15 protein-coding genes are annotated in these 20,454 nt (G+C 68.5%); 8 read left to right on the forward strand and 7 right to left on the reverse strand.

Going from position 1 to position 20,454, the window contains the following annotated elements:
* Positions 1–153 precede the first annotated feature (153 nt).
* The gene (locus LG391_RS04345; protein ID WP_225766740.1) at positions 154–1,014 is read left to right on the forward strand and encodes a DUF2189 domain-containing protein; all 861 of its coding nucleotides are present in this window, start codon (positions 154–156) and stop codon (positions 1,012–1,014) included.
* A 45-nt stretch (positions 1,015–1,059) separates the two neighbouring features.
* Here LG391_RS04345 and LG391_RS04350 read toward each other — a convergent pair whose 3' ends face one another.
* Together LG391_RS04350 and LG391_RS04355 are read right to left on the reverse strand one after the other, a co-directional pair.
* Complete coding sequence (locus tag LG391_RS04350) at positions 1,060–2,652, reverse strand: MDR family MFS transporter (RefSeq protein WP_225766742.1); 1,593 nt, start codon at positions 2,650–2,652, stop codon at positions 1,060–1,062.
* A gap of 34 nt (positions 2,653–2,686) precedes the next feature.
* Positions 2,687–3,820, reverse strand: a complete 1,134-nt coding sequence (locus LG391_RS04355; protein ID WP_225766744.1) for an HlyD family secretion protein — start codon at positions 3,818–3,820, stop codon at positions 2,687–2,689.
* 149 nt (positions 3,821–3,969) lie between these two features.
* Here LG391_RS04355 and LG391_RS04360 point away from each other — a divergent pair, with 149 nt between their 5' ends.
* The 6 genes from LG391_RS04360 to LG391_RS04385 all read left to right on the forward strand — a co-directional run bounded on the left by LG391_RS04360 (position 3,970) and on the right by LG391_RS04385 (position 11,778).
* On the forward strand, positions 3,970–4,617 hold the full coding sequence (locus LG391_RS04360; protein WP_225766746.1) for a TetR/AcrR family transcriptional regulator: 648 nt from the start codon (positions 3,970–3,972) through the stop codon (positions 4,615–4,617).
* Positions 4,618–4,746: 129 nt separating this feature from the next.
* Entirely contained in the window at positions 4,747–7,110 is a 2,364-nt protein-coding gene (locus tag LG391_RS04365; RefSeq protein ID WP_225766748.1) for a calcium-binding protein, read from the forward strand.
* A 107-nt stretch (positions 7,111–7,217) separates the two neighbouring features.
* Complete coding sequence (locus tag LG391_RS04370; protein ID WP_225766750.1) at positions 7,218–8,243, forward strand: LacI family DNA-binding transcriptional regulator; 1,026 nt, start codon at positions 7,218–7,220, stop codon at positions 8,241–8,243.
* The gene (locus LG391_RS04375) at positions 8,240–9,787 is read left to right on the forward strand and encodes a sugar ABC transporter ATP-binding protein (protein ID WP_225766752.1); all 1,548 of its coding nucleotides are present in this window, start codon (positions 8,240–8,242) and stop codon (positions 9,785–9,787) included. The genes LG391_RS04370 and LG391_RS04375 overlap by 4 nt, the downstream gene beginning before the upstream one ends.
* On the forward strand, positions 9,784–10,788 hold the full coding sequence (locus tag LG391_RS04380; RefSeq protein WP_225766754.1) for an ABC transporter permease: 1,005 nt from the start codon (positions 9,784–9,786) through the stop codon (positions 10,786–10,788). The genes LG391_RS04375 and LG391_RS04380 overlap by 4 nt, the downstream gene beginning before the upstream one ends.
* A 51-nt stretch (positions 10,789–10,839) precedes the next feature.
* Positions 10,840–11,778: an ABC transporter substrate-binding protein gene (locus LG391_RS04385; RefSeq protein ID WP_225766756.1), complete on the forward strand. Its 939-nt coding sequence runs from the start codon at positions 10,840–10,842 to the stop codon at positions 11,776–11,778.
* Positions 11,779–11,925: 147 nt separating this feature from the next.
* Here the strand turns inward: LG391_RS04385 and serA are convergent, their stop codons facing one another.
* Entirely contained in the window at positions 11,926–13,503 is a 1,578-nt protein-coding gene (gene serA, locus LG391_RS04390; RefSeq protein ID WP_225766758.1) for a phosphoglycerate dehydrogenase, read from the reverse strand.
* 122 nt (positions 13,504–13,625) lie between these two features.
* Entirely contained in the window at positions 13,626–14,810 is a 1,185-nt protein-coding gene (locus tag LG391_RS04395) for a phosphoserine transaminase (protein ID WP_225766760.1), read from the reverse strand.
* Positions 14,811–15,132: 322 nt separating this feature from the next.
* Here LG391_RS04395 and LG391_RS04400 point away from each other — a divergent pair, with 322 nt between their 5' ends.
* Positions 15,133–15,738, forward strand: coding sequence for a hypothetical protein (locus LG391_RS04400; RefSeq protein ID WP_225766762.1), 606 nt, complete (start codon positions 15,133–15,135; stop codon positions 15,736–15,738).
* A 12-nt stretch (positions 15,739–15,750) separates the two neighbouring features.
* Here LG391_RS04400 and glmM read toward each other — a convergent pair whose 3' ends face one another.
* The 3 genes from glmM to ftsH all read right to left on the reverse strand — a co-directional run bounded on the left by glmM (position 15,751) and on the right by ftsH (position 20,378).
* A complete protein-coding gene (glmM, locus tag LG391_RS04405; protein ID WP_225766764.1) occupies positions 15,751–17,109 on the reverse strand; it encodes a phosphoglucosamine mutase in 1,359 nt (452 codons plus the stop codon).
* A complete protein-coding gene (gene folP, locus LG391_RS04410; protein WP_225766766.1) occupies positions 17,110–18,084 on the reverse strand; it encodes a dihydropteroate synthase in 975 nt (324 codons plus the stop codon).
* A gap of 344 nt (positions 18,085–18,428) precedes the next feature.
* Complete coding sequence (gene ftsH / locus LG391_RS04415; RefSeq protein ID WP_225766769.1) at positions 18,429–20,378, reverse strand: ATP-dependent zinc metalloprotease FtsH; 1,950 nt, start codon at positions 20,376–20,378, stop codon at positions 18,429–18,431.
* Positions 20,379–20,454 lie beyond the last annotated feature (76 nt).

Consider the following 20,454-nt stretch of genomic DNA (forward strand, 5'->3'; position numbering starts at 1 on the left):
CTTCACGCCGCGCGACAAAGACAGGGGACGGAATGTCGCAGCCGGGTTATACTTTGGTCCATGGCGGGTCGCGTCGGCGTGACCGGCGGCCATCCCGGCCGCACTGCCACGGTCGAGCGAACCCCCTCGAACAGAAGTTCGGGAGGAACGGACATGACCATCCGAAACCCCCTGGAGTGGGGAGCGGACCAGCTCAAATTCGGCAGCCACGCCCTGCGCACCGGCGGCCGCACCGTGTTCCACGCCGATGAGAACCTCAACGCCCTGGCCCCGGCGGTGCACCGCATCGGCCTGCGGGACCTGCGCGAGGCCCTGGCCAAGGGCTTCGAGGATTTCGGCCACTACCGCACCGACGTGCTGTATCTCTGCCTGATCTATCCGGTGGTCGGGCTGGTGCTGGCCCGGGCCATGGTCGGGCAGGACATGATCCCGCTCCTGTTCCCGCTGGCTTCGGGCTTCGCCCTGATCGGCCCCTTCGCCGCGATCGGCCTCTACGAGATGAGCCGGCGGCGCGAGATGGGCCAGCCGTCCAGCTGGGGCGCCGCCTTCGGCGTGCTGCGCACGCCCCGCTTCGGCGTCATCCTCACGGTCGGCGCCATCCTGGCGGCGATCTTCGTGCTGTGGATGGTGATGGCCCAGGTGATCTACAACGCGACCCTCGGCCCGGATGAGCCGGCCTCGCTCGGCACCTTCCTCGGCGAGGTGTTCGGCACCACCGCCGGCTGGACCCTGATCGTGGTCGGCTGCGGCGTCGGCCTCGTCTTCGCCGTGGCGGCGATGGCGATCGGCGTGGTGTCGTTCCCGCTGCTGCTCGACCGCGACGTCGGCGCCGACACCGCGATCTGGACCTCGGTCCGGGCCGTGGCCGCCAACCCGATCCCGATGGCCGCCTGGGGCCTGATCGTCGCCGCCGGCTTGGTGGTCGGGTCGCTGCCGCTGTTCGTCGGGCTGATCGTGGTCATGCCGGTGCTCGGCCACGCCACCTGGCACCTGTACCGCAAGCTGGTGAACTGATCGCCCTGCCCGGCCGCCGGCTCGGTCCGGCGGCCGGATGCGGGGTCAATGTGCCCCACCGCCCCCGCCGGCCGCGCCCTTCCTCATGATGAAGACACAGGCGGCGGAGGCCAGCAGGATCACGCCCAGCACGGCGAAGGTGTCGCTGAAGCCCATCACCAGCGACTGCGCCCTGACGGTCTTGCCGATGGCGATCACCGCCTGGTGCTTGGCGGTGGCCGGGTCGGACACGCCGCTCGACAGGAAGTACTGGGTCAGCTGGTCGATCCGGGCGCGCGTCTCCTCCCGGAACAGCGTCACCGACTGGCCGATGATGTTCGAGTGGTACTGCTCGCGCTTGGTCACGATGGTGCCCAGGAGCGCCGTGCCGAAGGCGCCGCCGAGGTTGCGCAGCATGTTGAACAGGCCCGAGGCCGCCGCGGATTCGTGCCGGGCGATGCCGGCCATGGCGATGGCCGACAGCGGCGCCATCACCACCGCCTGGCCGATGGCGCGGACGATGTTGGGCGCGAACAGCTGGTCGCCGCCATAGACCAGCGACATGTGGGTGTTCATGAAGCAGCTGGCGGCGAAGACCAGCAGCCCGCCGGCCACCAGCCAGCGCGCGTCCAACCGCCCCATCAGCATCGGCACCAGCGGGATGATCAGCAGCTGCGGCAAGCCGGTCCAGGCCACCACCATGCCGATCTGCTCCGAGTCGTAGCCCTGCACCTGGGCCAGGTACTGCGGCAGCAGATAGGCGCTGCCGTAGAGGGCGAAGCCCAGGAAGATGTTCGCCAGCGTGCCGAAGCCGAAGTTCCACCGCGTCAGCAGGCGCAGATCGACCGCCGGCTTCTTCACCGTCAGCTCGATCCAGATGAACAGCGACAGGAAGACGGCGGCGATCACGGTCAGGCGGACGATGAAGGGAGAGCCGAACCAGTCGTCCTTGTTGCCCTCCTCCAGCACCGTCTGCAGCGCCGCCAGGCCGATCGCCATGGTGCCGATGCCGAACCAGTCTCCCTCCTTCAGGAGGGAAAGCCGCATCGGTTCGCGCTCCAGCGTCGCGGCCAGCCCGGCCAGCATGAAGGCGCCCGGCACCAGGTTGATGTAGAAGATGTACTGCCAGCCGTAATTGTCGGTCAGCCAGCCGCCGATTGTCGGGCCGATCGCCGGCGCGAAGGTGGCGGTGATGGCGAACAGCGCCATGCCCATCGGCCGCTGCGACAGCGGCAGCCTGGTCATCACCAGGGTGAAGGCCATCGGGATCAGCACGCCGCCGGTGAAGCCCTGGATGCCGCGCAGCAGGATCATCTCGTCCAGGCTGGTGGCGAAGGCGCAGGCCACCGAGAACACCAGGAACAGCGTGGTGTTGACCAGCAGGAAGCGGCGGAAGGAGAAGACCTGGCTGAGATAGGCGGTCAGCGGGATGACGATGATCTCGCCGATCAGGTAGGAGGTCGAGATCCACGCGCCGTTGTCGACGCCGGTGCCGATACCGCCTTCGATCTGCGGCAGCGAGGCGTTGGTGATCTGGATGTTCAGCACCGCCATGAAGGCGCCGAGCAGGCCGGAGAACACCGAAATCCAGGTGGTCAGGCTGGCGCGGTCGCCGGGACTGGTCGGCTGGGCGCCGGCAGTTATGCTTGCGGAAGACATGGGCTGGGCCCTCCGGGCCGGGGCTCCGCCGCACTCAGTGCGCGGCGGCGTCCTGCTTGGTATCGATCGTCGCGATCACCGACATGCCGGGGCGCAGTTGGCCCGCCAGCGGGTCGTCGCGCTCGAGCACGATCTTCACCGGGATGCGCTGCACGATCTTGGTGAAGTTGCCGGTGGCGTTGTCCGGCGGCAGCAGGGCGAATTCCTGGCCGCTGGCCGGCGACAGGCTGTCGACACGGCCGTGGATGTCGGCATCCGGGAACATGTCGACCGCGATGTCGACCGGCTGGCCCGGATGCACGTCGGTCAGCTGCGTCTCCTTGAAGTTGGCGACGACGTAGGTCTCGGCCAATGGCACCACCGCCATCAGCTGGGTGCCGGCCTGGACGTACTGGCCGACCCGCAGGCTGCGGTTGCCGATCGTGCCGGCCACCGGCGCGGTGATGGTGGTGTAGCCGAGGTTCAGCTCGGCCTGGCGCTGCGCCGCCTGGTCGGCCGCGAGCGCGGCCTTCGCCTTCTCCAGCTGGGCGCGCAGCACGTCGAGCTGCTTCTCCGCCGCGGTCACCGCCGCCTGGTCGCGCTGCAGCGTCGCGGTCGCCGACTGCAGATTGGAGGTGACCTGCTGGGCCTGCTGGACGCTGCCGTTGCCGGTCCGGGCCAGGGCGATGTAGCGGTCGTATTGCTGCTGGGCGAAGGTGACCGACGCCTGGTCCACCCCGACGGTGGCGCGGGCCTGGTCGATCGCCGCCGCCTGCTGCTGGATCGCGGCCTCGGCGTCGGCGATATCGGCCTGGGCGGCGAGGACATTGGCCTTGGCCTGGTCCAGCGCCACGGCATAGTCGCGGTCGTCGATCCGGGCCAGGGGCTGGCCCGCCGTCACCGCCTGGTTGTCCTGGACCAGGACCTCGGCGATGTAGCCGGAGACCTTCGGCGCGATCGTGGTCGAGTCGGCCTTCACATAGGCGTCGTCGGTCGATTCCTGGAACCGCCCGACGGTCCACCAGTTCCAGCCGAACCATGCGGCGCCGGCCAGGACGACGACCCCGAGCGGCAGCAGCAGGAGCCGGCGCCCGAGACGGCGTCGCGGCGCCGCGGGCGTGGCCGCGGTCTCGCTGGCCTCCGGCGCCGGCGCGGTGCGGAGCTGGGCCGGCTGAACCTGATGCGTCATGACTTTTGCCCTCCAAAGCGGAAACCGCCGGGGCGCCGGCCGTCTTCGAGGGCGGCGGATCGTCGAGGCGATTTAGGAAACTTGACGGTTTCCGTCAGAAGATGGGAGAGGGAAGCGAATTGCGCAAATGCGCGACCGAGGGGCCAGACATGCAGGAAACGCCGAAACGGCCGCGGGGGCGGCCGCAGCTGCGGAGCGACGAGGAGACCAGGCGCCTGATCCTGGCGGCGGCGACCCGGATCTTCCTGGCGCAGGGCTTCGGCGCCACCAGCATGGAGGCGGTGGCCCAGGCGGCCGGCGTGTCGAAGAAGACGATCTACCGCTTCGTCGACACCAAGGAGCATCTGCTGGAGGCGGTGATCGACACCCGGTCGGAAGCGCTGCGCTCGCCGATCGGGCACGACGCCGGCGCCGATCCGGAAGGCATGGAGCGGGCCCTGCATCAGTTCCTGCAGGAGCTGGCGCGGCTGGTGCTGTCGGAGGAGACGGTGGCGCTGAACCGGCTGGTCTACGCCGAGTCGCTGCGCTTCCCGGAGATGGCGAAGGCCTTCTACCAGGCCGGCCCGGTGCGCAACGCCGAGGCGCTCGCGGCGTGGCTGGAGACACAGCGCCGCCACGGCGTGCTGCGCTTCGGCGACGCCATGGAGACGGCCCGGATGCTGGTCTCGATGACGATCGCCGAGCCGCTGCGCGCCGCCACGCTCGGCGTCGCCCCACTGCCGACGCCGGCGGAGATCGACCGCCGGGTCGACGAGGCAGTGGAAATCTTCCTGCGCGGGTGCCTGGTGCGGCGGTAGCTCTGCGTCGGCCGGCCGCCGCTGCGCCCGGCCCAAAGAAGGTGGTATCAAGACAGGAGACGTCGGCTGAATTTGGCCACCTTTTGTCGCCAACGTCAAATCGGCAACACAGGCTTCAAGGGATCCGTCATGTCGATCTTCGGCACCCCTGGCGACGACGTGCTCGACGGCACCGGCGGCCCCGACGAGATCTTCGGCTTCGGCGGCAGCGACACCCTCAACGGCCTGGAGGGAGACGATGTGCTGCGCGGTGGCGCCGGCGCCGATCATCTCGACGGCGGCGCCGGCATCGACACGGCCTATTACGACGACAGCGCCGTCGGAGTGACCACCAGCCTGGCCGGGACCGGATCGACCGGCACGGCCACCGGCGACACCTACACCTCGGTCGAAAACCTGGTCGGCAGCGCCTTTGCCGACAACCTGACCGGCAACGGTGCGGACAACAGCTTCACCGGCGGCGCCGGTGCCGATCATCTCAACGGTGGTGCCGGGAAGGATACGGCGAGATATGCGGACAGCACGGCCGCGGTGATTGTCAGCCTGATCACCAGAACCGGATCAGGCGGCTCGGCCGAAGGAGACACCTACGTCTCGATCGAGAACATCGTCGGCGGCGATTTCGCCGACACCCTGACCGGGGACGACGGCGCGAATGTTCTTTCCGGCGGGGATGGCCAGGACATCCTCGAGGGCGGAGCCGGAGCCGACATTCTCGAAGCCGGCGACGGCGGCGGGATGCTGACCGGCGGAGCCGGGGCCGATTATCTCATCGGCGGCAATGACTACGACACGGCCGTCTACACCGACAGCACGGTGGGGGTGACCGTCAACCTGACGACCGGGGTCGGCACGACCGGCACGGCCTATGGCGACACCTTCTTCTCGATCGAGAACATCGTCGGCAGCGATCACGATGACAGGCTGACCGGCGGCAACACGTACGGCATCCTCTCCGGCGAGAACGGCAACGACATCGTCATCGCCGGTGCCGGCGTCACGAACATCACCGGCGGGGATGGCGACGATACGCTGCGGGGCGGGGCCGCGAACGATACCGTAACCGGCGATGCCGGCGCCGATGCCCTGGCGGGCGGCGCCGGCGATGACAGATTGAGCGGCGGTGCGGGTGCGGATCATCTCGACGGAGGTACCGGCAGCGATACCATCTCCTATGACGACAGCGCGGTCGGGGTGACCGTCGACCTGACCGGGACCGGGTCGGGCGGCACTGCCGAGGGCGATGCCTATGCTTCGATCGAGACTGTCTTCGGCAGCGATTTCGACGACACGCTGATCGGCGACAGCGGCGCCAACAATCTCGACGGCCGCGACGGCACCGATCTTCTCATCGGCGGCGCCGGCGCCGATCACTTCACCAACGGAACCGTCAGCTACGTCGACAGCCTCGTTGGCGTGGCTGTCAATCTCGCCACGGGAACCGCTTCGGGCGGCACCGCGGAAGGCGACACCTTCAACAATCAAGACAACTCCTTCAACGCTATTGTCCATGTCGTCGGCAGCAATTTTGCCGATACCCTGACAGCTGGCGAGGACCGATATTACTCGTTGGGCGGCGGAGCCGGCGATGACGTCCTGATCAGTGGCGAACACGACGGCGAGTGGCTGGATCCTCACGCCGACCTGTTCGGCGGCGCCGGCAACGATATCATAAAGGCCAATCTGGGCGCCGAACACTTCGACGGCGGCGCAGGCATCGACACCGTCGACTATTCCATCGGAAGCGCCCAAACCGGAGGAGCGATCATCGACCTGGAGCGGACCGTATGGGGGCGCTACGGCACCGGCCTCTACGATGGTGACGTCTATTTTTCGGTCGAGAACGCGATCGGCACCAGCGTCTCGGATAAGCTGTCCGGAACCAGCGGTGTCAACGTCCTGACGGGCGGAAGCGGCAACGACACCCTCATGGGCCGGGCAGGCGCCGATCGCCTCGACGGCGGAGAGGGCGCCGATACCGCCATCTACGCCGACAGCACCGTCCGCGTGATCGCCAACCTCACGGCCGGCGTCGGATCGGCCGGCACCGCCACAGGCGACGTCTACACGTCGATCGAGAACCTGACCGGCAGCGGCTTCGCGGACACGCTGGCCGGCAATGACGTCGCCAATGTCCTGACCGGCGGAATGGGCCGCGACACGCTGACCGGCGGCGCCGGCGCCGACCGTTTCTTCTATGCCTCCGTGGCCACCAGCCCGGCCTCGGGCCGCGACCTGATCACGGATTTCAGCCATGTCCAGGCGGACAGGATCGACCTGTCGACGATCGATGCGAACAGCCGCGTCACCGACAACCAGGCCTTCACCTTCATCGGCACCGCCGCCTACACCGATCAGGCCGGGCAGCTTCGCTACACCGTCTCGGGCGAGAAGACGGTGATCGGCGGCGACGTCGATGGCGACGGCGTCTCGGATTTCCAGATCGAGCTGCAGGGGAAACACTCTCTGGTGGCCGCCGACTTCGTCCTGTGAACCGATAGTCCGAGCCGGGTCAGCGAGCGTGCCGGGTGTTGCCGATCCGGTTTGATTTCCCTTCATCAAATTTTGATGATATCCCTTCAATCGAGGGAGGGGCTTCCGTGGCCAGGACGACGCTGCAAGACGTCGCACGGGAAGCCGGCGTCAGCGTCGCGACCGTCGATCGCGTGCTGAACGGACGCGCCGGCATCCATGCGCGCATGGTCGACCGCGTGAAGGCGGCGGTCGAACGGCTGCAATACGAGCCGGACCGGCTGGCCTCGCGCCTGTCGCGGGCGCGCGATTTCCGCTTCACCGCGATCCTGCCGGCCGGCACCAACGACTTCATGGACAATCTGGAGCGGGAGTTCCGCACCCTCGCCCGCCGCTACGAGGCCGAGCGGGTGGCGATCGACGTGCTGCAGGTCGACGTCTTCGACGGCGACGCCCTGGCCGAGGCGCTGGAAAGGCTGCCGGCGGGGCTGGACGGCGTCGCCGTGGTGGCGCTGGACCATCCGGCGGTGGCCGAGGCGCTGAACGCCCTGGCCGCCCGCGGCACCCAGGTCGTGACGCTGGTCTCCGACCTGCCGAGCGCGAAGCGGCGCCACTATGTCGGCCTCGACAACCATGCCGCCGGCCGCACCGCCGCCAGCCTGCTGGGCCGCTTTCTCGGTTCCCGCCGCGGCAAGGTCGGGCTGATCGCGGGCTCCTTGCAGCTGCGCGACCATATCGAGCGGCAGTTCGGCTTCGAGCAGGTCATCGCCCGCGAATACCCCCAGCTTGAGGTGCTGCCGCTGCGCGAGGCGCGGGACGATCCCGGCCGGGTCGAGGCCGCCGCCCGCACCCTGCTGGACGAGAACCCCGACCTGGTCGGCCTCTACAATGTCGGCGGCGGCCAGCAGGGCGTGGTCGCGGCGCTGGAGGCGACCGGCCGCGCCCGCGACGTCGTCTTCATCGGCCACGAGCTGACCGAATTCCCCCGCCGCCACCTGATCCGCGGCACCATCGACGCCGTCATCAACCAGGATGCCGGCCACATGGCGCGCAGCAGCATCCGCGTGCTGCTGGCCCTGCGCGAGGGCGCGCCGATCGTGCCGGACCAGGAGCGGATCCGGATCGACATCTTCATCCGGGACAACATGCCATGACCGCCGCCCCCTCCCCTGCGACGTCCGGGCCGGTGCTGTCCGTCCAGGGCCTCCGCAAGACCTTCGGCACCGTGGCCGTGCTGCAGGAGGTCGGCTTCGACCTGCAGCCGGGCGAGGTCCACGCCGTGATCGGCGAGAACGGCGCCGGCAAGTCGACGCTGATGAAGATCCTGGCCGGCCATCTGGCGCCGACCGCCGGCGCCATCAGCATGAACGGCGCGCCGATCCGCTTCGCCGGCCCGGTCGACGCCGAGCGGCACGGCATCGTGCTGGTGCATCAGGAGATCCTGCTGGCGCCGCACCTGACCGTCGCCGAGAACCTGTTCCTGGGCCGCGAGCTGCGGCGCGGACTGGCGGTCGACGACCGCGCCATGAACGCCCGCGCGGCCGAAGCGGTGCGGTCGCTGGGGGCGGAGATCGACCCGGCAGCCATCGTCGCCCAGCTGTCGATCGCCCAGCGCCAGCTGGTGCAGATCGCCCGGGCGCTCCTGGTGCCGCACAGCGTGGTGATCTTCGACGAGCCGACGGCGTCGCTGACGACGCACGAGACCGACGCGCTGCTCCAGGTCATCCACGACATCCGCGCCAAAGGCGTGGGCGTGCTCTACGTCTCGCACCGTCTGCCGGAGGTGAAGGCGATCGCCGACCGGGTCACGGTGCTGCGCGACGGAAGGCTGGTCGGCACCCGGCCCGCCGCGGGGCTGGAGCCGCTCGACATGGCTCGGATGATGGTCGGCCGCGACATGGCCAATCTCTACCCGCCGCGCACCGACGCGCCCGCCGGCGATCCGGTGCTGGAGGTCCGGGGCATGACCGTGCCGCGCCATGCCGAGGATGCGTCCTTCACCCTGCGGCGCGGCGAGATCCTGGGCTTCGCCGGGCTGGTCGGCGCCGGCCGGACCGAGTTGCTGGAGGGCGTGCTGGGGCTGCGCACGGCCCATGGCGAGGTCCGGCGCGACGGCCGGCCGGTGCGCTTCGCCACGGTGCGCGACAGCATGGCGGCCGGCATCGTCTATCTCAGCGAGGACCGCAAGGGCAAAGGCCTGCTGCTGGCCCAGGACCTGCGCATCAACCTGACCCTGGCGGCGCTGAAGCGCTTCCCCCGCGGGCCGGTGATCGACACGGCGAAGGAGTGGGCCGAGTTGGACCGGGCCATCGCCGACTTCGACGTGCGCACCCGCCGGAAGGACCTGCTGGCCGGGCAGCTGTCCGGCGGCAACCAGCAGAAGCTGCTGCTCGGCAAGATGATGCTGCTGGAGCCGGAGATCGTGGTGATCGACGAGCCCACGCGGGGCATCGACATCGGCACCAAGCAGCAGATCTACCGCTTTGTCGCCGAGCTGGCGACCCAGGGCAAGTCGGTGATCGTGATCTCCTCGGAGATGCAGGAGCTGATCGGCCTGTGCCACCGCATCCTGGTGATGCGGTCCGGCCGCATCGTCGGCGAGGTCGCAGGCGAGGCGATGACCGAAGACGAGATCGTGACTTACGCCACCGGCGTGAAAACCATGGAACCGGCGCCAGCGCCGATGGGACAGGCATGAGCACCACCACCTCCACGACATCCGCCGGACGGGGCTTCAAGTTCGACATCCGCACTGCTGCGCCCTTCTTCGCGCTGGCCGTGCTGATCGTCGTCGGCGCCCTGCTGAACCCGAACTTCCTCAGCGCCGACAACCTGCTGAACGTCGCCACGCGCAGCGCCTTCATCGCCATCATCGCGGTCGGCGCCACCTTCGTGATCACGGCGGGCGGGCTCGACCTGTCGGTCGGGTCGATGTCGGGCTTCGTCGCCGGCGCCATGATCCTCTTGATGAACGCGGCGCCGCTGGGCGACGGGGTCAGCCTGATCGCGCTGGCCATGGCGTCCGCGATCATGCTCGGCGCGCTGTGCGGCCTGGGCAACGGGCTGATCACCACGGTCGGGCGGATCGAGCCCTTCATCGTCACCCTCGGCACCATGGGCATCTTCCGCGGCCTCTTGATCTGGCTGGCCGAGGGCGGCTCGATCGCGATGAAGGCGTCGGACCTGCGGGCGCTGTACCGCCCGGTCTATTTCGGCACCGTGTTCGGCGTGCCCGTGCCGATCCTGGTGATCCTGGCGGTCGGCGCGCTCGGCGCCTTCGTGCTGTACCGCACCGCCTTCGGCCGCCATGTCCGCGCCGTCGGGTCGAACGAGGATGTCGCCCGCTATTCCGGCATCGCCGTCGACCGGATCCGCACCCTGACCTACGTCATCCAGGGCGTCTGCGTCGCCGTGGCGGTGCTGGTCTATGTGCCGCGGCTCGGCTCCGCCACCTCGACCACCGGGCTGTTGTGGGAGCTGCAGGCGATCACCGCCGTGGTGGTCGGCGGCACCGCGCTGCGCGGCGGCGTCGGCCGGATCTGGGGCACGATCTGCGGTGCCCTGATCCTCGAGGTCGTCGGCAACATCATGACCCTGTCCAACCTGGTCAGCGAATACCTGATCGGCGCGGTGCAGGGCGCCATCATCATCATCGCCATGCTGGTGCAGCGGTCGCTGCTGCGCCGGCCGGGCACGTAAGCGGGGCAGAGCCGCCCGTCCGCAAGGGGCTCGATTCCAGGGGAGGAATTCATGCATCTCAAATTGATTGGCCTGGCCGCCGCGGCCCTGTTGGCCTTCGGCGCCGCCCAGGCGCAGGAGAACAAGACCATCGCCGTGTCGATCCCGGCCGCCGACCACGGCTGGACCGGCGGTGTCGTCTATCATGCGCAGGAGCAGGCGAAGGCGCTTGAGGCCCGCTATCCGGGGCTGAAGGTGATCGTCAAGACCTCGCCGGACGGCGCCTCCCAGGCCAATGCACTGGAGGACCTGACCACCCAGGGCATCAACGCGCTGGTGGCGCTGCCGCACAACTCCGACGAGCTGACCGACCCGATCCGCCAGGTGAAGGACAAGGGCGTCTTCGTCACCGTGGTCGACCGGGCGCTGAGCGACCAGTCGATCCAGGACCTCTACGTCGCCGGCAACAATCCGGAGCTCGGCCGCGTCGCCGGCAAGTACATCAAGGACACGCTGGGCACCGGCGACGTCGTGGTCATCCGCGGCCTGCCGATCGTGATCGACGAGGAGCGGATCAAGGGCTTCGACGAGGCGATCGCCGGCAGCGGCATCAAGGTGCTGGACAAGCAGTTCGGCAACTGGAGCCGCGACGACGCCTTCAAGGTGATGCAGGACTACCTGGCCAAGTACCCGAAGATCGACGCGGTGTGGTGCCAGGACGACGACATGGCCGTGGGCGTGCTGGGGGCGATCCAGCAGGCCACCCGCACCGACATCAAGTTCGTGGTCGGCGGCGCCGGCATGAAGGACATGGTCAAGCGGGTGATGGACGGCGACAAGATGACCCCCGTCGACGTGCTGTCCCCGCCGGCGATGGTCGCCGTTGCCATGGATCTGACCGCCGCCAACCTCTACGACCATCTGCCGGTCCGCGGCCGCTACATCCTGGACGCCACGCTGGTGACCAAGGAGAACGCCAAGGAGTTCTACTACCCGGACTCGCCGTTCTGAGGCTGTCCCCTGCCCCTGTTGTCATGCCCGGGCTTGACCCGGGCATCCAGAGAGCGTCGACATCTTCTGGATTGCCGGGTCAAGCCCGGTAATGGCAGGGTGGAGTGATCAAGACAGAAACCCCGGCCCGAGGCCGGGGTTTTCCTTTCAGAAGTTCAGCGCCTTGGCCTGGACCACGCTGGGCAGGCCCAGCACGGTCTTGACGATCTCCTCCGGCACCGGGCTGTCGACCGAGACCAGGGCCAGCGCGCTGCCGCCCTCCGGCCGGCGGCCGAGGTTGAAGTTGGCGATGTTGATCTTGGCGTCGCCCAGCACCGTGCCGAGGCGGCCGATGAAGCCCGGCTTGTCCTCGTTGCGCACGAACAGCATGTTGCGCGCCACCTCGGCCTCCAGCGCGATGCCCTCGACCTCGACGATCCGCGGCTTGGTGCCGGCGAAGAGCGAGCCGGCGACGGTCCGGGTCTGCCGCTCCGTCGTTACCGTCAGCCGCACCAGCGTGTGGTAGTCCTCGCAGGTCTCGCGCTTGGTCTCGCTGACGTCGATGTCGTATTCGCGCGCCACCACCGGCGCCGACACCATGTTCACGCTGTCCAGCAGCGGCCGCAGCAGCCCGGCCAGGATCACGCTGGTGATCGGCTTGGTGTTGAGCTGGGCGACGTCGCCTTCATAGGTGATATTGACCGCCTTCAGCCGGGTCTCGGTGATCTGCCCGGCGAAGCTGCCGAGCTGCTCGACCAGGGCGAGATACGGCTTCAGCTTCGGCGCCTCCTCCGCCGTCACCGACGGCATGTTCAGCGCGTTGGTCACGGCGCCGGAGAGCAGGAAATCCGAGATCTGCTCGGCCACCTGCAGGGCGACATTCTCCTGCGCCTCGGTGGTGGCGGCGCCGAGATGCGGGGTGCAGACCACGTTCGGCAGGCCGAAGAAGGCGCTCTCCTTCGCCGGCTCGACCGCGAAGACGTCGAGCGCGGCGCCGGCGACATGACCGGACTTCAGCGCCGCCAGCAAATCCTCCTCGACGATCAGCCCGCCGCGGGCGCAGTTGATGATGCGCACGCCCGGCTTCATCTTCTGGATCGCCGCAGCGTCGATGATGTTGCGGGTCTGGTCGGTCAGCGGCGTGTGCAGGCTGATGAAGTCGGCGCGCTGGAACAGCCCGTCGAGCTCGACCTTCTCCACGCCCAGGTCCAGCGCCCGCTCCGGCGACAGGAACGGATCGTAGGCGATCACCTTCATCTTCAGCCCGATGGCGCGGTCGGCGACGATCGAGCCGATATTGCCGCAGCCGATCAGGCCCAGCGTCTTGCCGAACAGCTCGACGCCCATGAAGCGGGATTTCTCCCACTTTCCGGCATGGGTCGAGGCGTTGGCGTCCGGCAGCTGCCGGGCCAGCGCGAACATCATGGCGATGGCGTGCTCGGCGGTGGTGATGGAGTTGCCGAAGGGCGTGTTCATCACCACCACGCCGCGCTGGGTGGCGGCCGGGACATCGACATTGTCGACGCCGATACCGGCGCGGCCGACGACCTTGAGGTTGGTCGCGGCGGCCAGCACCTCCTTGGTCACCTTGGTGGCCGAGCGGATGGCGAGGCCGTCATACTGGCCGATGATCGCGCGCAGCTCCTCGGGCTTCAGGTCGGTCTTGACGTCGACCTCGACGCCGCGGTCGCGGAAGATGGCGACGGCGGCCGGGGACAGGCTGTCGGAAATGAGAACCTTGGGCATCGGTGTGCTCCATGAATTCGGCCGTCATCGCGAGCCCCGAAGGGGCGTGGCGATCCAGGGCGGCTCGTGCGGCCCTGGATCGCTTCGCTGCGCTCGCGATGACGAAAAAACGGGAGAAGGAATCAGGCGGCCAGCTTCAGCTCGGCCCGGGCGCGGTCGAAGGCCCAGTCCAGCCAGGGCAGCAGCGCCTCGAGATCGGCGGTGTCGATCGTGGCGCCGCCCCAGATGCGCAGGCCCGGGGGCGCGTCGCGATAGCCGTTGATGTCGAAGGCGACGCCCTCCTTCTCCAGCAGCGAGGCGATCTTCTTCGGCACCGCGGCCTGCGCGTCGGCGTCCAGCGCCGTGACCGCGGGATCGACGATCTTCAGGCAGATCGAGGTGCAGGACCGGACCGCCGGATCCGCGGCCAGGAAGTCGACCCACGGCGTGCGCGCGACCCAGGCGGCGACGGCGGCGAGGTTGGCCTCCGACCGCTCGATCAGCTTGTCCAGGCCGCCGATCTCCTCGGCCCAGGCGAGACCGTCGATCGCGTCCTCGACGCACAGCATCGACGGGGTGTTGATGGTCTCGCCCTTGAACGGGCCCTCGGCCAGCTTGCCCTTGGAGGTCAGGCGGAACACCTTCGGCAGCGGCCAGGCCGGGGTGTAGGATTCCAGCCGCTCCACCGCGCGGGGCGACAGGGCCAGCATGCCGTGCGCGCCCTCCCCGCCCAGCACCTTCTGCCAGGACCAGGTGACGACGTCGAGCTTGTCCCAGGGCAGGTCCATGGCGAAGGCGGCCGAGGTGGCGTCGCAGATCACCAGGCCCTGGCGACCGGCCGGGATGGCGTCGCCGCTCGGCATGCGGACGCCGGAGGTCGTGCCGTTCCAGGTCAGGACCACGTCGCGGTCGAAATCGACCTGCGCCAGGTCCGGCAGCTCGCCATAGGGCGCCTTGAAGGTGCGGACGTCCGGCAGCTTCAGCTGCTTGACGACGTCGGTGACCCAGCCCTCGCCGAAGCTTTCCCACGCCAGCAGGTCGACGCCGCGGGCGCCGAGCAGGGTCCACAGCGCCATCTCGACGGCGCCGGTGTCCGATCCCGGCACGATGGCCAGGCGCCAGCCGGCGGGCATGCGCAGCACGCGCTTCGACCGCTCGATCACGTCGGCCAGCCTGGCCTTGCCGATGCCGGCGCGATGCGACCGGCCGAGGGCAGCGTTCTGCAGCGCCTCGAGCGACCAGCCGGGACGCTTGGCACAGGGACCGGAGGAGAAATTGGGGTTGCGCGGACGGAGTCCGGGCGTAGGGGCGAGCGCACTCGCAGTCATGTCTATCCTTCCAGATAGCAGCGTCCCGGTGGGGGGACGTGGCCCGCCGCCGAGCATATGGATCGGCGGGTCCGCGTCAATCGCTATCTGCAAAGCGTCCGGCGCAGGTCAGGTTGCGCAATTTTGCGCAAGGCTGCCGCTGGCAGGATCTTGGTCCGATTTGCCGGCATCTCATCGATCATGCCCTCCAAAAGCCGCTTTCCAGGCATCGTATCCGAAGTAACGGCGATCGGTCCGTACCGAGCGTACAAACCAGAGCCTTGCGCGCTCTATGCTTGAGCCACATAGGACGTGGAATAAAAATCAATGAAGGCGAATAAAGATGAAAATTCGAATCGTTTTAATATTAACAATTTTTCTCTTCGGTTGCCAAAATTCGATCCAAACAAATGCGAAAAAACAATCATCGCAAAACCTCGACACCAAATCAGAATATATGAAATTCACCGTTCCCACCGATTCAAAAATTGGATACGAGGCCTACAATTCCTCTCTCCACATTGTGGAATACATAAAAAACAATGAATCCGTCCACAAATGGACAGCCATGATCACGTTATTGGCCCTGAACCGCAGCTCACATTCCGATATAGATGAATTCTTCCGGACCGCGTCGGACAGGCTGCGTTCAGGATGTGCTGTGGAAGCGATCGTAGAGTCACCGCGACGCTTTGTCGACGGCCCGCATCCAGCCGGAATGCAGACGGCGATATGCGGTAGGACCAAGAGTTTCGGCCAAGGAGAAATCCTGATCTACAAGATGATCGAAGGAAAATACGGCTTTTATCAGTTGCAGTATGCGTGGAGGGTTCCTCCCGTCGCTGACTCCCGAGAGATCACTCTGCCGGAACAGGCACGCAAAGGCGCAGCGGAACTCCTCGCCCAGGCTCACCTGTGCGATCGAGAGCAGCCGCGCCCGGAGTGCTGATACGAAGAAACGTTACGCCGCCGCGGTCTCGATCGTGGCGCAGATCTCGCCGACCAGGGTCTCGATCAGCCCGGCATCCTCGCCCTCGGCCATCACCCGGATCACCGGCTCGGTCCCCGACTTGCGGATCAACAGCCGGCCGTCCTTGCCCAGCCTGGCCTCGGCCGCGGCGATCGCCTGCTTGACCGGCGCCTGCTCCAGCGGCGACGGCGCGCCCGGCACCGGAGTGAAGCGCACGCTGCGCAGCCGCTGCGGCATCGGCTCGAACACCCGGAACACCTCGCTGGACGGCCGGCCGGACTGCTGGATCACCGCCAGCACCTGCAGCGCCGCGATCAGCCCGTCGCCGGTGGTGGCGTAGTCGCTCATGACGATATGGCCGGACTGCTCGCCGCCCAGGTTCAGGCCGCGCTCGCGCATGGTCTCGACGACGTAGCGGTCGCCCACGGCGGTGCGGATCAGGCTGATGCCCAGCCCGTCCAGGAACCGTTCCATGCCCAGGTTGGACATCACCGTGGCGGCCACGGCCGGCTGGGCCAGGCGGTCGCCCGTCGCCCAGTCGCGCGCGATCATCGCCATCAGCTGGTCGCCGTCGATCTGCCGGCCGGTCTCGTCGGCCATGATCAGCCGGTCGGCGTCGCCGTCCAGCGACAGGCCGAGATGGGCGCCATGGGCCACCACCGCCTGCTGCATCACGTCGGTCGCGGTGGCGCCGCAGCCCTTGTTGATGTTGAGGCCGTCCGGCGAGACGCCGATGGTCACGACCTCGGCCCCCAGCTCCCACAGCACCGCGGGGGCGACCTTGTAGGCGGCGCCGTTGGCGCAGTCGACCACCACCTTGAGCCCGTCGAGGCGGAGGCCCTTGGGGAAGGTGTTCTTGGCGTATTCGATGTAGCGGCCGGAGGCGTCGTCCAGCCGCCGGGCGCGGCCCAGTCGGGCCGGCGGCGCCAGCTGGTCCTCGGTCGGCTGGGCGATGCGGTCCTCGATCGCCTTCTCGACCTCGTCCGACAGCTTGTAGCCGTCCGGCCCGAACAGCTTGATGCCGTTGTCCTCGAACGGGTTGTGCGAGGCCGAGATCATCACCCCGAGATCGGCGCGCAGCGACCGGGTCAGCATGGCGATGGCCGGGGTCGGGATCGGGCCGACCAGGGTGACGTCCATGCCCGCGCCGATGAAGCCCGCGGTCAGCGCCGGCTCCAGCAGATAGCCGGACAGGCGGGTGTCCTTGCCGATCACCACCAGGTGGCGGTGGTCGCCGCGGCGGAACTGCGCCGCCGCCGCCGTCGCCACCTTCAGCGCCGTCTCAGCCGTCATCGGTTCGACATTCGCGCGACCGCGGATGCCGTCGGTCCCGAACAGCTTGCGCGTCATCTAATCCCCTGCCTCCAGCTCCGTCCCCACCTGCAGCGCCGACCACACGGCCAACGCCTGCCGCGTCTCCGCGACATCATGTACCCGCAGAATCTGCACCCCTTGGGCCACGCCGTACAACCCCGCTGCGATCGACCCCGATACCCGCCCCTTCGGATCCGCGGCGCCGGAGAGGGTGCCGATGAAGCGCTTGCGCGACACGCCCAGCAGCACGGCGCAGCCGAGTCCGTGCAGCAGAGAGAGACCACGCAAAAGCGGCAGATTGTGGGTCAGCGATTTCTTGCCGAAGCCGATGCCGGGATCGACCGCGATGCGGCCGGGCGGGATGCCGGCGGCCGCGCAGGCCGCGACCCGCTCCTCCAGCCAATCGAACACGTCGAGCAGGACGTCGTCGTAGACGGGGTTCTCCTGCATCGTCCGCGGCTCGCCCCGGATGTGCATCAGCACCACCGGGCAGCCGGCGCGGGCGACGACGCCGAGGCTGGCGGGATCGCCGGTCAGGCCGGTGACGTCGTTGACGATCCGGGCGCCGGCGGCCAGCGCCGCCTGCATCACCGTCGCATGGCGGGTGTCGACCGATACCGTCAGGCCGCGATGGGCCAGGTCACGGATCACCGGCTCGATCCGGGCAATCTCCTCCGCCGGCGACACCGGGGCGGATCCCGGCCGCGTGGATTCGCCGCCGATGTCGAGGATCTCGGCCCCCGCCTCGGCCAGGGCCAGGCCGTGCGCGACCGCGCGGCGGGCGTCGGCGAAGTCGCCGCCGTCGGAGAAGCTGTCGGGGGTGACGTTGACGATGCCCATCAGCCGCGGCCGGTCGAGATCGAGCCCGGCGAAGGCCGGACGCGGACGGCTCAGCCGGTCGAGCCGATCGTCGACCGCGGCGCCAAGGCCGTGGCGCCCGGCCCAGCGGCGGAGCGTGGAGAGATCGGCGACCGCGCGGACGGTTTCCGACGACGGATAGGCCGGCGCCACCCCCTCACCCGGAACCGCTGACGCGGTTCCGACCTCTCCCCGGGGGAGAGGTGACGGTTCCCCTCTCCTCGGGGAGAGGGAGGGGCCCGTTCGCGTTGGCGAACGGGAGGGTGAGGGGGACTCCCGCCGCAGGATCAGCTCGACCCGGTCGAAGGACAGCGGCCCGCCGGCGAGCGGCAGCGCGCCGGGCGCGGCGTCGGCCAGGCCGGGAGGGCGCAGATACAGTCGCACCCCGGGCTTTCCGGCCCAGGGCGCGAAATCGTCGGAGAAGAAAACGGCACGGGCCGCGTCGGAACGCGGCCCGTGGTCGGTCTGGGTCGTCACCCGGTCAGGTTCCCGCCCGGTTACGTACCAGGTTGCGGCTCCGGATCGATGCCCTTGGCACCGCCCGAGGGCACCGAGGTGCGCTTGCCGCTGGTCGGGCGCTTCGGCGGCGGCGGCTCGTCGTTCGGCTCCGGCCGCACGATCGGCTCGCCGCGCAGGATCAGGCCCCGCACCTCGTCGCCGGTCAGCGTCTCGTATTCGAGCAGCGCGTTGGCCAGCAGATGCAGCTGGTCGATATGCTCGGTCAGGATGGTCCGGGCCTTGGTCTCGGCCTCCTCGATCAGGCGACGCATCTCCTCGTCGATGATCTTGGCGGTCTCTTCCGAGACGTTCTGCGTCTGGGTCACCGAATGGCCGAGGAACACCTCCTGGCCGTTCGAGCTGTAGCGCAGCCGGCCCAGCTTGGGCGACATGCCCCATTCGGTCACCATGGCGCGGGCCAGGTTGGTCGCCGCCTGGATGTCGCTGGCGGCGCCGCTGGTCACCCGCTCCGGCCCGAAGATCAGCTCCTCGGCCAGACGGCCGCCGAAGGTCATGGCCAGGCGGGATTCCATCTGGATCTTGGCCCAGCTGATGCGGTCGTTCTCCGGCAGGCTGACCACCATGCCGAGGGCGCGGCCGCGCGGGATGATCGTCGCCTTGTGGATAGGATCGTGCTCGGGCACGTACAGCCCGACGATAGCGTGGCCGGCCTCGTGATAGGCGGTGGTCTTCTTCTCCTCGTCGGTCATGACCATCGAGCGGCGCTCCGCCCCCATCATGACCTTGTCCTTGGCCTCCTCGAACTCGGCATGGGAGACCACGCGCTTGCCGCGCCGGGCGGCCAGCAGCGCCGCCTCGTTGACGAGGTTGGCGAGGTCGGCGCCGGAGAAGCCGGGCGTGCCGCGGGCGATGACGCGCGGGTCGACATCCGGCGCCAGCGGCACCTTGCGCATATGGACCTTGAGGATCTTCTCGCGGCCCATGATGTCCGGGTTCGGCACCACCACCTGGCGGTCGAAGCGGCCGGGGCGCAGCAGCGCCGGATCCAGCACGTCCGGACGGTTGGTCGCGGCGATCAGGATCACGCCCTCATTCGCCTCGAAGCCGTCCATCTCGACCAGCAGCTGGTTCAGCGTCTGCTCGCGCTCGTCGTTGCCGCCGCCCAGACCGGCGCCGCGATGGCGGCCGACCGCGTCGATCTCGTCGATGAAGATGATGCAGGGGGCGTTCTTCTTGCCCTGCTCGAACATGTCGCGGACGCGGGAGGCGCCGACGCCGACGAACATCTCGACGAAATCCGAGCCCGAGATGGTGAAGAACGGCACGTTGGCCTCGCCCGCGACCGCGCGGGCGGTCAGGGTCTTGCCGGTGCCGGGCGGGCCGACCAGCAGCACGCCCTTCGGGATCTTGCCGCCCAGGCGCTGGAACTTCTGCGGGTCCTTCAGGAACTCGACGATCTCCTCGAGCTCCTGCTTGGCCTCGTCGATGCCGGCGACGTCGTCGAAGGTGATGCGGCCGGTGCGCTCGGTCAGCAGGCGGGCGCGGCTCTTGCCGAAGCCCATGGCCTTGCCGCCGCCGGACTGCATCTGGCGCATGAAGAAGATCCAGACGCCGATCAGCAGCAGCATCGGCAGCCACGACATCAGCGTCGTCAGCAGCAGGTTCGGCCCCTCGGGCGCGGCGGCCTGCACGCGCACGCCGGCCTGGATCATCTTGTTGACGATGTCCGCGCCGTCCGGGACATAGGTCTGGAACGACCCGCCGCCGCCGTTCTGGTTGTAGTGGCCGATGACGGTGTTGCCCTGGACCTTGGCGTCCAGGACCTGCCCCTTCTCGACCGCGGTCACCAGGTCGCTATAGGCCAGCTCACCCTGCGGGCTGCGGCCGCCGGAGCTCTGAAACAGGTTGAACAGCGCCAGGAGGAGCAGGCCGATGATGATCCAGAGCGCAAAGTTCTTGCCGAAATTGTTCACGGACGGTCGCCTCATGTCCCGCGCATACCGCTTGCGCGGCGCCACGGCGTCGTGGGTCCCCGGAACGCTCCGGGGGCTGGCTAGTAGATAA

The organism is Inquilinus sp. Marseille-Q2685, assembly GCF_916619195.1.
Lineage (GTDB): Bacteria > Pseudomonadota > Alphaproteobacteria > DSM-16000 > Inquilinaceae > Inquilinus.

Excerpts from the sequence above, each read along its gene's own strand:
- LG391_RS04345 (WP_225766740.1), top strand. The coding sequence starts at position 154 with ATGACCATCCGAAACCCCCTGGAGTGGGGAGCGGACCAGCTCAAATTC.
- LG391_RS04350 (WP_225766742.1), bottom strand. The coding sequence starts at position 2,652 with ATGTCTTCCGCAAGCATAACTGCCGGCGCCCAGCCGACCAGTCCCGGC.
- LG391_RS04355 (WP_225766744.1), bottom strand. The coding sequence starts at position 3,820 with ATGACGCATCAGGTTCAGCCGGCCCAGCTCCGCACCGCGCCGGCGCCG.
- LG391_RS04360 (WP_225766746.1), top strand. The coding sequence starts at position 3,970 with ATGCAGGAAACGCCGAAACGGCCGCGGGGGCGGCCGCAGCTGCGGAGC.
- LG391_RS04365 (WP_225766748.1), top strand. The coding sequence starts at position 4,747 with ATGTCGATCTTCGGCACCCCTGGCGACGACGTGCTCGACGGCACCGGC.
- LG391_RS04375 (WP_225766752.1), top strand. The coding sequence starts at position 8,240 with ATGACCGCCGCCCCCTCCCCTGCGACGTCCGGGCCGGTGCTGTCCGTC.
- LG391_RS04380 (WP_225766754.1), top strand. The coding sequence starts at position 9,784 with ATGAGCACCACCACCTCCACGACATCCGCCGGACGGGGCTTCAAGTTC.
- LG391_RS04385 (WP_225766756.1), top strand. The coding sequence starts at position 10,840 with ATGCATCTCAAATTGATTGGCCTGGCCGCCGCGGCCCTGTTGGCCTTC.
- serA (WP_225766758.1), bottom strand. The coding sequence starts at position 13,503 with ATGCCCAAGGTTCTCATTTCCGACAGCCTGTCCCCGGCCGCCGTCGCC.
- LG391_RS04395 (WP_225766760.1), bottom strand. The coding sequence starts at position 14,810 with ATGACTGCGAGTGCGCTCGCCCCTACGCCCGGACTCCGTCCGCGCAAC.
- LG391_RS04400 (WP_225766762.1), top strand. The coding sequence starts at position 15,133 with ATGAAAATTCGAATCGTTTTAATATTAACAATTTTTCTCTTCGGTTGC.
- glmM (WP_225766764.1), bottom strand. The coding sequence starts at position 17,109 with ATGACGCGCAAGCTGTTCGGGACCGACGGCATCCGCGGTCGCGCGAAT.
- ftsH (WP_225766769.1), bottom strand. The coding sequence starts at position 20,378 with ATGAGGCGACCGTCCGTGAACAATTTCGGCAAGAACTTTGCGCTCTGG.